The sequence below is a fragment of the Pseudomonas sp. D47 genome, from assembly GCF_045447305.1.
Classification (GTDB): Bacteria; Pseudomonadota; Gammaproteobacteria; order Pseudomonadales; family Pseudomonadaceae; genus Aquipseudomonas.
This window is the reverse complement of record NZ_JBJGXU010000005.1, coordinates 155,713-169,691: the sequence shown is the minus strand read 5'-3', so window position 1 is coordinate 169,691 and position 13,979 is coordinate 155,713. Positions and strand designations below refer to the sequence as shown.

Below are 13,979 nucleotides of genomic sequence, written 5' to 3'. Positions count from 1 at the left end.
TCCAACCCATAAAAAGATGTGTAGATACCTATGCTGCGATGGCGGTGAGTCAGCAACACCATTATCGACTGACAGACCGCTATCGCAGGCAAGCCAGCTCCCACAGGTTTAAATCTCAACCGTCAGGTGGGATTGTGCAAATTTCTGCAACTCAGGATAGAACAGCCGAAAGTCTTCACTCAGCGGCTCATACAGAATCCGCAACTCGTGCATGGCATGCCTCAATTCCTCGGGCTGGGTCAGGCGCCGCGAAATCCCGCGCAACACCTGCTCCATCACCGCGAACTCACGGTACGAACCCAGCCAGTCATCCTCCGCCATATACGGTGCAATCTGCGCCAGCCGCCCAGGCAGCTGCGGTTCGGCCGCCAGCACGCGGTACACCTGCGCAGTAAAGTGTTCCAGCGGCTGGTTGGCATACAGCGCCCAATCCCGCGCCAGGCAGTGGTCGAAAAACACATCGAGGACAATCCCGGCGTAGCGCTTGCGGGTCAGGCTGAAGCGTGACAACGCCTCGCAAACCAGCGGGTGGCTGTCGGTGAAGCGGTCGATGGAGCGATGCAGTTGGATAGCCGACTCGATTTGCGGGCTGAACTGGCCCTGCAGGCGGCCTTTGACGAAGTCACCATAGAGGCTGCCCAGCAGTTGTGCAGGAAGTTGGCCGCCCAGGTGCAGATGTGCGAGATAATTCATGCCGCGCAGTCTAGCACTGCCATCCACGCATCGTTATAACCCGATATACCGAAATAGCCGGTCCTAAGATCAAAAGCATATTGGTGTATCGGAATGTAACGATTTAAAGTTCGCCTCATCGCGATATAACGTTTTACGCAACCGAGCACCCTGCCATGCCCATCGACCTCGACGAAATAATAAAAGCCCTGGCGCACCCAGTACGACGAGACATCCTCACCTGGCTGAAAGACCCGAAAGTGCAGTTCCCCGAGCAAGTGCACAACCATGAATACGGCATCTGCGCCGGGCAGATCGACCAGCGCTGCGGCTTGTCCCAGTCGACCGTGTCGGCCCACCTGGCGACCTTGCAACGGGCCGGGTTGATCAGCAGCCAAAAGGCCGGGCAATGGCACTTTTTCAAACGCAATGACGAAGTGATCCAAGCCTTCCTCGCAGCGCTCACCACCGAACTCAGCGCTGATATCAGCGCAACGTTGTTATAAAGGAAAGATAATGCCCCTCTCGCTACTCATACTGGCCCTGAGCGCCTTCGCCATCGGCACCACCGAGTTCGTCATCATGGGCTTGCTGCCCGATGTGGCGGCGGACTTGGGCGTGTCGATTCCCGGCGCTGGCTGGCTGGTCACCGGCTATGCCTTGGGCGTGGCCATCGGCGCGCCCTTCATGGCACTGGCCACCGCCAAGCTGCCACGCAAGGCCGCCCTGGTAGCGTTGATGGGCATCTTTATTGTCGGCAACCTGCTCTGCGCACTGGCCAGCGACTACAACGTGCTGATGGTTGCCCGTGTAGTCACTGCGCTGTGTCACGGCGCGTTCTTTGGGATTGGTTCGGTGGTTGCGGCCAACCTGGTACCGGCCAACAAGCGTGCTTCGGCTGTGGCCTTGATGTTCACCGGCTTGACCCTGGCCAACGTGCTCGGCGTGCCACTGGGTACCGCGCTGGGCCAGGAGGCCGGCTGGCGCTCGACCTTCTGGGCGGTGACCGTGATTGGCGTGATCGCCTTGATCGGCCTGATCCGCTTCCTGCCGGCCAAGTGTGACGAAGAAAAACTCGACATGCGCGCCGAACTCGCCGCCCTCAAAGGCGCCGGCATCTGGCTGTCGCTGACCATGACCGCACTGTTCGCCGCTTCCATGTTTACCCTCTTCACCTATGTCGCCCCACTGCTCGGCGATGTCACCGGCGTGTCGCCCAAAGGCGTGACCTGGACGCTGCTGCTGATCGGCCTGGGCCTGACCGTGGGCAACATCATCGGCGGCAAGCTGGCGGACAAACGCCTGGCGGCCACCTTGATAGGCGTGTTCATCAGCATGGCGGTGGTCTCCACCGTGCTGACCTGGACCAGCGTCGCGCTGATCCCAACTGAAATCACCCTGTTCCTGTGGGCCACTGCGTCGTTCGCCGCCGTACCGGCGCTGCAAATCAACGTGGTGACCTTCGGCAAGGCCGCACCGAACCTGGTGTCGACCCTGAACATCGGCGCCTTCAACATCGGCAACGCCCTCGGCGCCTGGGTCGGCGGCAGCGTAATTGCCCACGGCTTTGGCCTGACCAGCGTGCCTTTGGCGGCTGCGGCCCTGGCGATTCTGGCCCTGCTGGTCACCCTGATTACTTTCCGTCAGAGCGGCGATGCCGGCCTGGCCCCTGCGACCCACTGAGCAATTCACTTAAAGAGAAGGGTGTTATCCCATGACGACTATTTTCGATCCAATCAAACTGGGCGACCTGGAACTGTCGAACCGCATCATCATGGCGCCGCTGACCCGCTGCCGCGCTGATGAAGGTCGCGTACCCAACGCGATGATGGCTGAGTACTACGTGCAGCGCGCCTCAGCCGGGCTGATCCTCAGCGAAGCCACCTCCGTGACGCCGCTGGGCGTGGGCTACCCGGACACTCCGGGCATCTGGTCCAACGACCAGGTACGCGGCTGGGCCAATGTGACCAAGGCCGTGCACGGCGCGGGTGGCAAGATCGTTCTGCAACTGTGGCACGTCGGCCGGATCTCCCACGCGTCCTACCTGAACGGCGAAACCCCAGTGGCACCGAGCGCCATCCAGCCCAAAGGCCACGTGAGCCTGGTGCGTCCATTGGCGGACTACCCGACCCCACGCGCCTTGGAAACCGCTGAAATCGCCGACATCGTTGACGCTTACCGCATCGGCGCCGAAAACGCCAAGGCCGCCGGTTTTGACGGCGTGGAACTCCACGGTGCCAACGGCTACCTGCTCGATCAGTTCCTGCAAAGCAGCACCAACCAGCGCACCGACAACTACGGCGGCTCCCTGGAAAACCGTGCCCGCCTGCTGCTGGAAGTGACCGACGCGGCCATCGAAGTCTGGGGCGCCGGCCGTGTGGGGGTGCACCTGGCACCACGCGCCGACTCCCATGACATGGGCGACGATAACTTGGCCGAGACCTTCACCTACGTTGCCCGCGAATTGGGCAAACGTGGCATCGCGTTCATCTGCTCGCGTGAAAAAGAAGCCGGCGACAGCCTTGGCCCACAACTGAAAAAAGCCTTCGGCGGCGCGTACATCGCCAACGAACGCTTCACCAAGGACAGCGCCAACGCCTGGCTGGCCTCGGGCAAAGCCGATGCGGTGGCCTTCGGCGTACCGTTCATTGCCAACCCGGACCTGCCGGCGCGTCTGAAAGCCGATGCGCCGCTGAACGAAGCGCATCCGGAAACCTTCTACGCCAAGGGTCCGGTCGGTTACATCGACTACCCGACGCTGGCAATTTGATCTAATCCGCTGATTGAGAGGGCCACGGCGTCATAGCCGCGGCCCTTTTTTGCTCCGACACTCTCGCCTCCTTCCCCCGCCTCCCCCGCACTTACAGACATCTCCTATACACACCTCGCACTTGATTACCCAGGCTGGCCTCCGCCTATTTTCAAGTGAAGGATCGTTACGGATGCCGATTAAAAAGAGCCTCTTGTGCGTATTAAAACGGTCGAAAAACCGTTTTCCAATCTCGAGGATGGCCAGTGCCCTTGCCCTGTTGGGATGTCTAGCGTTGATGCCGACAGGGGTTCAGGCGTACGTCGAACAGGGTCGCCTCAATGATGCCGCGAGTTGGCGCAGCGATGAGTTCAAGCTGGATTGGGGGTTGGGCGCGGTAGGGGCGGACTATGCCTATGCGCGGGGGTTGAGTGGTAATGGAGTGCGGGTCGGTATTTTCGATTCAGGGGTTAATTTGCGTCATAGCGAGTTCGCCGGCAAGGCGCCTCTGAGCCTTCTGGCTGCCGCCCCAGGTTGTGCCAGCGAAGTGGTTCTGGGCAATAGCGCAGGGTGTTTTTTCACCGAGGGCGACAAACCCCAAATCAACTACGTAGGCTTCTCGCAGCAATACTTGGAATTCATCACTGAAATACTCGCCAGCAGCGAAACTGCGCCTGAAATAAAAAGGACATATCAGGAGATCCTCGACGCTAACGGGGCGAGCTATTCCAATCATGGCACCCATGTCGCCGGAACGATGGTGGCAAACCGAGATGGCTCGGGCATGCATGGCCTGGCCTACGGCGCTGAACTCAGCACAATGAGGCCCAACAGCAACACCCTCACCCCGTACTACCTCGAAAGCGACACGCTATTCACCAACGTCCCTTCCGACACCTTGAGGGGAGTCTATGCTCAGATGCGGGCGCAGAATGTGCGCGTCATCAACAACAGTTGGGGAACTGCCTACGGAGAGCTCACTCCCGAACGGTTTGACGAGCTGATGCTGAGCTACTATTTGAACGATGCGCTGGCCCAAGGCTCAAGGGATTTCGGTCTGCTGCAAGTTTGGGCCGCTGGTAATACAGCTAACAACCTCTCACCGCAAGACGCACCGATCGCGTCAATAGAGGCCTCCCTGCCTCGTCTGAGGCCAGAACTTGAGCCCTACTGGCTGAGTGTGGTCAATCTAAACAATGACTTGAGCCTCAGCGATCAGTCCAATCGTTGTGGCCTGAGCAAAGACTGGTGCCTCGCTGCACCGGGCACAAACATTACCTCCTCCATTGTCGGTGGCGAAATCGACGTCGAATTGAACGTCGACGCTAACGGTGAGGTGAATGGCTTCCGTGTCACTGCAGAACGCCCAACCTTTGGCTACGGCGCGTTATCCGGCACCTCCATGGCCGCCCCGCATGTCACCGGCGGCCTGGCCCTGCTGATGGAGCGCTTCCCCTACCTCGACAACCCACAAATCCGCGACGTGTTGCTGACTACTGCCACTGACCTGGGCGCACCCGGTGTGGATGACGTGTACGGCTGGGGCCTGATGAACCTGAAAAAAGCCATCGACGGCCCCGGCCAGTTACGGGTCGATACCCACGTCAACATGGACCGCTACGCAGGCGGTACAAAAGTCTGGCAGGGCGGCGCCTGGGACGATTGGCGTAACGACATCGGCGGCCCGGGGCGCCTGGGTAAAACCGGTGTGGGCTGGTTGCGACTCAGCGGTGAAAACAGCTTCGCCGGGGCCACGCTCACGCAAGGCATCCTGGAGCTGGACGGCGTCAGTCGCTTGAGCAGTGACGTCAAGGTAGAAGGCGGCGCGCTCATCCTCAACGGCACCTTGCAAAACACCGACCTCAACGTCAACGGCGGCATTGCCCAGATCAACGGCAGCCAGTTCGGTGCCAGCACCACCGTCGGCGAAAAAGGCACGCTAACCGGCGCAGGCGTACTGGCCGGCACTCGGGTCGAAGGCACGATCATGCCAGGCACTGATCGCCAGGCATTAAGGGTAAATGGCGATTATCAACAGGTCGCCGGTTCAACGCTGGTCGCCGTGACCCGTGCCACCGCAGAACAATGGGCGTTGCGCGTCACCGGCCACGCCAACGTCGAGGGCGGTACGCTGCGCATGGTGCGCCAGGAAGGTGTTTTCCCTTTGGGCCAGCGCTACAACATCCTGCACGCCAACAGCGGTTTGAACGGTGGGTTTAGCGCAATTGAGCACAGTGCATTTTCGCCCTTCCTGAGCTTCAACCAGGTGCGTGATGCCAATGCTCTGCGGGTCGATGTGGGACGGGGCCGCTCCCTGGCGTCCGCCGCCAGCACGCCGAACCAGCGGGCCGTCGCCGGTGCCGCTGACGGTGAGGCGATGTCCGGGGCCTTGCCCCAGCGCTTGACTGCGCTGTTCCCGGAGCAAGCGCCGCAAGCCCTGGACCAACTCAGCGGCGAACTGCATGCCAGCAGCCAGGCGGTGATGGTCGAAAACAGCCGCATTATTCGCGACGCGGCCCTGGACCGGGCCCGCAGCACACCTGCCCCTCGCAACCGCACACCTGCAGATTCACGATCGGGCGCCTGGGTGCAACTGCCCCGCCAGTCCGCCACGTCAGGGGGCGATGGCAACACGGCCCGAACCGCAAACACCACGACCGGCCTGCTGGTGGGCGTTGATCATGCGCTGGAGCAAGGCACGCGAATGGGCGTGGTACTCGGCAGTGGACGCTCGGAGGTGAAAGCAGGCTCGCGCGGCAAGGCCAGCATCGACACCTACCAGATCGGCCTGCATGTGGGGCATACCTGGGACGCGTTTGGACTGTATGGCGGCGCGGCGTACGGCCAGCACGAGATCCAGACCAAACGCCGGGTCAATTTCTCCGGTATCAACGAGCGATTGTCAGCTGATTACACTGCCCGAACCCTGCAAGTGTTCACCGAGGCCAATTATCGTTTCGACCAAGGCGTGTGGGATTGGCAACCCTATGTGCAACTGGCCCAAGTGCGCCAGCGCAGCAAAGGCTTTAAGGAACGCGGCGGTGTCAGCGCGCTGAAAGGCCAGCGCTCGAAAGAGACCATCAACCTGGCCACCAGTGGCGTGCGGTTCAACGTTGACCTGAGCAAAGCGCAGATCAGCCCATCATGGCTGAGCCTGCGTGGCGGTGTGGCCTACACCCTGGCCAGCGGCGACCTGCAACCCACTACTCAGGTTGCCTGGGATGGCGGTTCAACTATGCAGGTGAGCGGTACGCCACTCAATCGCCGTACCACCCGACTGGAACTGGGCGCCACCGCCCGCCTGACTCGCGACAGCTCGCTGGACCTGGGCTTCAGCCAACAACGAGGCGAACGTTTTCGCGATCAAAACATCACCGCGCAGTATTCATTGCGGTTTTAAGCAGCGTCATCTGGATGTAGAAACTTTGCCCACGATCAGCGCCTCCAGCGTAGCAACGTGCTGAAACGAAAAAGCCCCAGTTCGCAGGAACTGGGGCTTTTTCATTGGGGCCTTGATCGTTCCGCCCTGGGCGCTTTGCGTCTGCTGCTAAAGCGTGACGCGGAGCGTCACAGGATGCATTCCCACGCGGAGCATGGGAACGATCGTACAAAGGTCGGGAAACATTCCTTCACAGCATTGCAACAATATCGCTACAAAATACTTAGTCGGCTACCTATCAACCGCCCGCGTGCACGTATATAAAGTCACCCCACAAATCCTGCGAAGGGACGATTGACTGTCTCTGGTCTTTACTATTGACACACTTGGATGTAATTACGCATTTTGTCTTAATTGCGTAGGCTGGGGCTCAAGCGCAGCATGTCCAGCCCCGCATCAACCCAGCGTTCGGCATCCTGATGCAGTTGGAAGCTGTCGGGTACCAGTAGCCACTGGCCAATCAAGCCGTGGATGAAGGCATGGATGCACACCGCGCCACGCGTAGTGTCCAGATTTTCCGGAAGTTGCCCGCGATGGACCGCGTTGCGCAAGGTCAGGCCGATACGCAGGTTGCATTCCAGGCTGTGGGTTTGACGTTGGTGCCGCATGTCACACATTTCATCCGTGAACTCGCACTTATGAAACAGGATTTCGTTGATGCGCCGGGTTTTCGGGTCCAGGGCCACTTGATGATAAAGATGAATCAACAGCTTGCGCATACAGCCCAGCGGGTCGGCTTCTTCCTCACTTTCACTGGCCCGGGCCAATTCATCCAGGGGTTCGTGCAGCGTGTCGAGCAGTGCCTGCAGCAAATCGGACTTATTGCTGAAATGCCAATAGATAGCACCGCGCGTCACACCCGCCAGCGCCGCAATGTCCGCCAACGTGGTCCGCGCGACGCCGCGCTCATAAAACGCCTGTTCGGCGGCGGCAAGAATTTGGCTGCGCGTTTCCTGAGCTTCCTCTTTGGTGCGACGAACCATGGCAGTAAAACCTCAATCAGAATACTTGGGACGCTCGGTAACGCTGCTTTAATAGGCGGTAACGATCATCTGAATAATTGTGGGACGACACCGTCATGGGCACCGAACGTACTAAAATCGAGGCTTTGGCAGCTGCTTTGTCAACAATCTGCGAAGCCTGTCAAGAGTTTACAAACAACCATGAACGTAAGTATATTGCGTAGCAAGCTACTTATCCACTCACACCTTGATTTTTACCCTTCCACCCTTCTTGTGCGCATTCTGCGCGCCTGACCCGAGGATCTTCATGCAACTTAAGCCAGCTGTTACCGCTCTGGTCACTGCCGTCGCCCTGGCATCGCTGCTCAGCGGATGTAAAAAGGAAGAAGCGGCTCCGCCCGCTCAAACCCCTCAGGTCGGCGTGGTCACTATTCAACCGCAAGCCTTTACCCTGACCTCCGAACTGCCGGGCCGCACCACGGCCTATCGCATTGCGGAAGTTCGGCCGCAGGTCAACGGCATCATTCTCAAGCGCCTGTTCAAGGAAGGCGGCGACGTGAAGGAAGGGCAACAGCTCTACCAGATCGACCCGTCGGTGTATGACGCTACCCTGAAAAGCGCACAAGCGAGCCTGACCCAGACCAAATCCATCAGCGACCGCTACAAGCAGTTGGTCGATGAGCAAGCCGTCAGCCGTCAGGAATACGACACCGCCGTCGCCAATCGCATGACCGCCGAAGCCAACGTTCAAACCGCCCAGATCAACGTGCGTTACACCAAAGTATTCGCGCCGATCTCCGGGCGGATTGGCCGTTCTTCGGTCACCGAAGGCGCGCTGGTCAGCAATGGTCAGACCGATGCCATGGCCGTGATCCAGCAACTGGACCCGATCTACGTCGACGTCACGCAGTCTTCGGCTGAAATGCTGAAACTGCGCCGCGACCTGGCAAGCGGTCAGCTGGAAAAAGCCGGCGACAACGCTGCCAAGGTCAAGCTGACCCTGGAAGACGGCACCGCTTACGGTCTGGATGGCAAGCTGGAGTTCTCGGAAGTGTCGGTCGACCAGACCACCGGTTCCGTGACGCTGCGCGCCGTGTTCCCTAACCCTGAGCACACACTGTTGCCAGGCATGTTCGTACACGCCCAACTGCAAGCCGGTGTGAACAGCAAGGCCATCCTGGCTCCGCAGCAAGGCGTGACCCGTGACCTGAGAGGCATTCCAACGGCGCTGATCGTCAACGCCGACAACAAGGTCGAGCAGCGTGAACTGGTGGCCAACCGCACTTACGGCGCCTACTGGCTGGTGGAAAAAGGCCTGAACGCCGGTGACCGTGTGATCACAGAAGGCTTGCAGTACGTCAAGCCGGGCGTCGAGGTCAAGGTCAAGCCGGCCGACAACGCCAAGCCTGCTGATGCTGGCAGTGCTGCTGCTCCTGCTGCCGCTGCCGGTAAAGGGGAGTAACCCATGTCGAAATTTTTTATCGACCGCCCCATTTTCGCCTGGGTAATTGCCCTGGTGATCATGCTGGTCGGGGCACTTTCGATCATGAAGTTGCCCATCAACCAATACCCGGCCATCGCGCCGACCGCCATCGACATCCAGGTGACCTACCCAGGCGCGTCTGCACAAACCGTGCAGGACACCGTGGTGCAGGTGATCGAGCAACAGCTCAACGGTATCGACAACCTGCGTTATGTTTCCTCGGACAGTAACTCCGACGGCAGCATGACCATCACCGTGACGTTCAACCAGGGTACCAACCCGGATATCGCCCAGGTTCAGGTGCAGAACAAGCTGAACCTGGCGACCCCACTGCTGCCGCAAGAAGTGCAGCAGCAGGGTATCCGCGTGACCAAGTCGGTGAAGAACTTCCTGATGGTGATCGGTCTGGTGTCGGAAGACGGCAGCATGACCAAGGACGACTTGTCCAACTACATCGTGTCGAACATCCAGGATCCGATTTCGCGGACCGCGGGTGTGGGTGACTTCCAGGTGTTCGGTTCGCAGTACGCCATGCGTATCTGGCTGGACCCGGCCAAGCTGAACAACTACCAGCTCACGCCGGTGGATGTCAGCACGGCGATCTCGGCGCAGAACGTGCAGGTGGCTACCGGCCAACTGGGCGGCCTGCCAGCCCTGCCCGGCACTCAGTTGAACGCGACCATCATTGGCAAGACCCGCCTGCAGACTGCGGAGCAGTTCGGCAATATCCTGATGAAAGTCAATACCGACGGCTCACAGGTACGCCTGAAGGATGTCGCGCGTATTGAACTCGGTGGTCAGAACTACAGCATCGCTGCGCAGTTCAACGGCAAGCCGGCTTCCGGTATGGCGATCAAGCTGGCCTCGGGCGCCAACGCCTTGGACACCGGCAAGGCCATCCGCGCCACCGTAGCGTCGCTTGAACCGTTCTTCCCGCCAGGCATGAAGGCGGTGGTGCCGTATGACACCACCCCGGTTGTGACCGAGTCGATCTCTGGTGTAGTCGACACCCTGGTCGAAGCGATCGTGCTGGTGTTCCTGGTGATGTTCCTGTTCCTGCAGAACTTCCGCGCCACCATCATCACGACCATGACCGTACCGGTGGTGCTGTTGGGCACCTTCGGGATCCTGGCCGCGTTCGGTTTCACCATCAACACCCTGACCATGTTCGGCATGATCCTGGCCATCGGCTTGCTGGTGGATGACGCCATCGTCGTGGTGGAAAACGTCGAGCGGGTGATGGCCGAGGAACACTTGTCGCCCAAGGAGGCGACGGTCAAATCCATGGGCCAGATCCAAGGCGCCCTGGTGGGTATTGCCCTGGTTCTGTCGGCGGTACTGTTGCCGATGGCGTTCTTTGGCGGCTCTACCGGTGTGATCTACAAACAGTTCTCCATCACCATCGTTTCGGCCATGGCGTTGTCGGTACTGGTTGCCCTGATCTTCACCCCGGCCTTGTGCGCCACCATGCTCAAGCCGATCGACCCGGAAAAACACGGCCAACCCAAGCGTGGTTTCTTTGGCTGGTTCAACCGCACCTTCGACCGTGGCGTACTGAGCTACGAGCGCGGCGTGGGTAACATGATCAAGCATAAGATCCCGGCGTTCCTGGTGTACGCGCTGATCATCGTCGGCATGATCTGGCTGTTCATGCGCATCCCTGCTGCGTTCCTGCCCGATGAAGATCAGGGCGTAATCTTTGCCCAGGTGCAGACGCCGGTCGGTTCTACGGCTGAACGTACGCAGAAAGTCATCGACGATATGCGTGCGTACCTGCTCAACGACAAAGAAGGCGAGCCAGGCGAAGGCAAAGGCGTGAAATCGGTGTTTACCGTAAACGGCTTCAACTTCGCCGGTCGTGGCCAAAGCTCCGGCCTGGCATTTGTGATGCTCAAGCCGTGGGGCGAGCGTGACGCCTCCAACTCGGTGTTCGAGATCGCCAAGCGCGCCCAGGGCTACTTCATGCAGACCTTCAAGGACGCCATGGTATTTGCCATCGTACCGCCGTCTGTACTGGAACTGGGTAACGCCACCGGCTTCGACGTGTTCCTGCAAGACCAGGGCGGTGTTGGCCATGACAAATTGATGGCGGCGCGTAACCAGTTCCTCGGTATGGCAGCACAAAGCAAGATTCTGGCAGGTGTGCGCCCCAACGGCGTGAACGATGAGCCGCAGTACGAGCTTACCGTCGACGACGAGAAGGCCAGCGCCCAAGGCATCACCCTGTCGAATATCAACCAGACCCTGGCGATTGCCTTGGGTGGCAGCTACGTCAACGACTTCATCGACCGCGGTCGTGTGAAGAAGGTGTACGTGCAAGGTGACGCCGCCAGCCGCATGTCCCCTGAAGACTTGGAAAAATGGTACGTGCGCAGCGACTCCGGGAAGATGGTGCCGTTGTCCTCCATCGCTTCGGGCAAGTGGATCTTCGGTTCGCCGAAACTCTCGCGCTACAACGGTGTAGCGGCGATGGAAGTCCTTGGTACGCCGGCTCCGGGCTACAGTACCGGTGACGCCATGGCCGAAGTCGAGCGTATTGCCAAGCAATTGCCGGCGGGTGTTGGCTATGCATGGACGGGTTTGTCGTATGAAGAACGTCTGTCCGGCTCCCAGGCACCTGCGCTGTACGCCTTGTCGCTGCTGGTGGTGTTCCTCTGCCTCGCAGCACTGTACGAAAGCTGGTCGATCCCGATCGCCGTTATCCTGGTAGTGCCGCTAGGGGTTGTGGGTGCGTTGATTGCAACCAGCATGCGCGGGTTGTCCAACGACGTGTTCTTCCAAGTGGGCCTGTTGGTAACGGTGGGCCTGGCCGCGAAGAACGCCATCCTGATCGTGGAGTTTGCCAAAGAGCTGCACGAACAAGGCAAGGGCATCGTCGAGGCAGCCATTGAAGCGTCCCGCATGCGTCTGCGACCGATCATCATGACCTCCATGGCGTTCGTCCTCGGCGTATTGCCACTGGCGATCTCCACCGGTGCAGGTTCAGGCAGCCAGCACGCGATCGGTACCGGCGTAATTGGCGGTATGATCACCGCCACCGTCCTGGCGATCTTCTGGGTGCCACTGTTCTTCGCAACCGTATCGGCTGCTGGCGAGCGTAAAAAGAAAGTTACTCCTGAAACTCCTAAAGAGGCTGGCCAATGAGCAAGTCGCTACTTTCCCTAGCCGTCACGGCATTCGTGCTCAGTGGCTGCTCGCTGATACCTGACTATCAGCGCCCTGAAGCACCGGTGGCTGCCCAGTTCCCGCAAGGGCCGGCGTATTCGTCGGCCCAGGCGCCGGGCCAGGCCGCTGCCGAGCAGGGCTGGAAGCAGTTTTTCCATGACCCTGCCCTGCAACAGCTGATCCAGACCGCGTTGGTGAACAACCGTGACCTGCGTGTCGCGGCCCTGAACATCGACGCCTACGCGGCGCAGTACCAGATCCAGCGTGCCGACCTGTTCCCGGCCATCTCGGCCACGGGCAGCGGCAGCCGTTCGCGCACCCCGGCCAAACTGTCGCAGTCTGGCGAGGCGACCATCGCCAGCCAGTACTCGGCTGGCCTGGGAATCAGCTCGTATGAGCTGGACCTGTTCGGCCGCGTGCGCAGCCTGAGTGAAGAAGCACTGCAAAAGTACTTCGCCACTGAAGAAGCGCGACGCAGCACCCAGATCAGTTTGGTGGCCAGTGTGGCCAACGCCTACCTGACCTGGCAGGCCGACAAGGAGCTGCTCAAGCTGACCCAAGACACCCTGGGCGCGTTCGAACAAAGCTACAAACTGACCTCGCGCAGCAACGAAGTCGGCGTGGCCTCGGCCCTCGACCTCAGCCAGGCGCGTACCTCAGTGGAAAACGCCCGGGTTGCACTGGCGCGCTACACCCGCCAGGTGGCCCAGGACGAAAACAACCTGACCCTGCTGCTGGGCACCGGCCTGCCGGCGAATATCGCCAGCAAGCCGCTGTCGGATAACCTGCTCAGCGAAGTGCCAGCCGGGTTGCCATCGGACCTGCTGCAACGTCGTCCCGACATTGTGCAGGCCGAGTACAACCTTAAGGCCGCCAACGCCAATATCGGCGCGGCACGTGCAGCGTTCTTCCCAAGCATCAGCCTGACCGCCAGTGCCGGTACTGCCAGCCCGACCCTGGGCGGCCTGTTCAAAGGCGGCTCGGGCACCTGGTCGTTTGCCCCGCAGATCAACATCCCGATCTTCAACGCCGGTAGCCTGCGCGCAAGCCTGGACTACTCGAAGATTCAGAAAGAGATCAACGTGGCGACCTACGAGAAGGCGATCCAGACCGGCTTCCAGGAAGTTTCCGACGGCCTCGCCGCGCGTGAGACCTACAAGCAGCAGTTGGATGCCCAACGTGGCTTCGTCGCGGCCAACCAGGATTACTACCGCCTGGCTGAGCGTCGCTACCGCATTGGTGTCGACAGCAACCTGACGTTCCTCGACGCCCAACGCCAGCTGTTCAGTGCCCAGCAATCGCTGATCACCGACCGCCTGGCGCAGCTCAACAGCGAGGTCAACCTGTACAAGGCCCTCGGCGGTGGCTGGAATGAGCAGACCGCGAAGAACGAGCCGTTGAAAGAAGAAGCACCGGCACTGAAGTTGTTCTGATCGTGCTGTCGTAAAAAAACCGCTTCCCTCACAGGAAGCGGTTTTTTTATGTCTCGGCTTTTTGTTCACCCTCAAA

The 13,979-nt window shown here is 60.1% G+C and carries 9 protein-coding genes; 7 read left to right on the top strand and 2 right to left on the bottom strand.

Features of this window, described 5'->3' with window-relative positions; all coding sequences use genetic code 11:
- Positions 1 to 108 precede the first annotated feature (108 nt).
- Positions 109 to 693: an ACP phosphodiesterase gene (locus tag ACI77I_RS06465; RefSeq protein ID WP_094951585.1), complete on the bottom strand. Its 585-nt coding sequence runs from the start codon at positions 691 to 693 to the stop codon at positions 109 to 111.
- A 155-nt stretch (positions 694 to 848) separates the two neighbouring features.
- Between ACI77I_RS06465 and ACI77I_RS06460 the strand changes: the two genes are divergently transcribed.
- From ACI77I_RS06460 to ACI77I_RS06445, 4 genes are all read left to right on the top strand, one after another.
- Positions 849 to 1,178, top strand: coding sequence for a helix-turn-helix transcriptional regulator (locus tag ACI77I_RS06460; RefSeq protein ID WP_094951584.1), 330 nt, complete (start codon positions 849 to 851; stop codon positions 1,176 to 1,178).
- A 10-nt stretch (positions 1,179 to 1,188) separates the two neighbouring features.
- Positions 1,189 to 2,355, top strand: coding sequence for an MFS transporter (locus tag ACI77I_RS06455; protein ID WP_406997156.1), 1,167 nt, complete (start codon positions 1,189 to 1,191; stop codon positions 2,353 to 2,355).
- Between the two features lie 31 nt (positions 2,356 to 2,386).
- Positions 2,387 to 3,442, top strand: coding sequence for an alkene reductase (locus ACI77I_RS06450; RefSeq protein ID WP_406997155.1), 1,056 nt, complete (start codon positions 2,387 to 2,389; stop codon positions 3,440 to 3,442).
- A gap of 277 nt (positions 3,443 to 3,719) precedes the next feature.
- Positions 3,720 to 6,821 (top strand): S8 family serine peptidase, encoded by a 3,102-nt coding sequence (locus tag ACI77I_RS06445; protein ID WP_406997154.1) that lies wholly within the window; start codon positions 3,720 to 3,722, stop codon positions 6,819 to 6,821.
- A gap of 389 nt (positions 6,822 to 7,210) precedes the next feature.
- Here ACI77I_RS06445 and ACI77I_RS06440 read toward each other — a convergent pair whose 3' ends face one another.
- Positions 7,211 to 7,843 (bottom strand): TetR family transcriptional regulator, encoded by a 633-nt coding sequence (locus ACI77I_RS06440; protein ID WP_406997153.1) that lies wholly within the window; start codon positions 7,841 to 7,843, stop codon positions 7,211 to 7,213.
- A gap of 286 nt (positions 7,844 to 8,129) precedes the next feature.
- Between ACI77I_RS06440 and ACI77I_RS06435 the strand changes: the two genes are divergently transcribed.
- From ACI77I_RS06435 to adeC, 3 genes are read left to right on the top strand one after another with little or no spacing between them, the layout of a single operon-like run.
- The gene (locus ACI77I_RS06435; protein WP_242154835.1) at positions 8,130 to 9,284 is read left to right on the top strand and encodes an efflux RND transporter periplasmic adaptor subunit; all 1,155 of its coding nucleotides are present in this window, start codon (positions 8,130 to 8,132) and stop codon (positions 9,282 to 9,284) included.
- A gap of 3 nt (positions 9,285 to 9,287) precedes the next feature.
- Positions 9,288 to 12,449, top strand: coding sequence for an efflux RND transporter permease subunit (locus tag ACI77I_RS06430; RefSeq protein WP_242154833.1), 3,162 nt, complete (start codon positions 9,288 to 9,290; stop codon positions 12,447 to 12,449).
- Entirely contained in the window at positions 12,446 to 13,903 is a 1,458-nt protein-coding gene (adeC, locus tag ACI77I_RS06425) for an AdeC/AdeK/OprM family multidrug efflux complex outer membrane factor (protein WP_094951578.1), read from the top strand. Before ACI77I_RS06430 ends, adeC begins: the two co-directional genes overlap by 4 nt.
- Positions 13,904 to 13,979 lie beyond the last annotated feature (76 nt).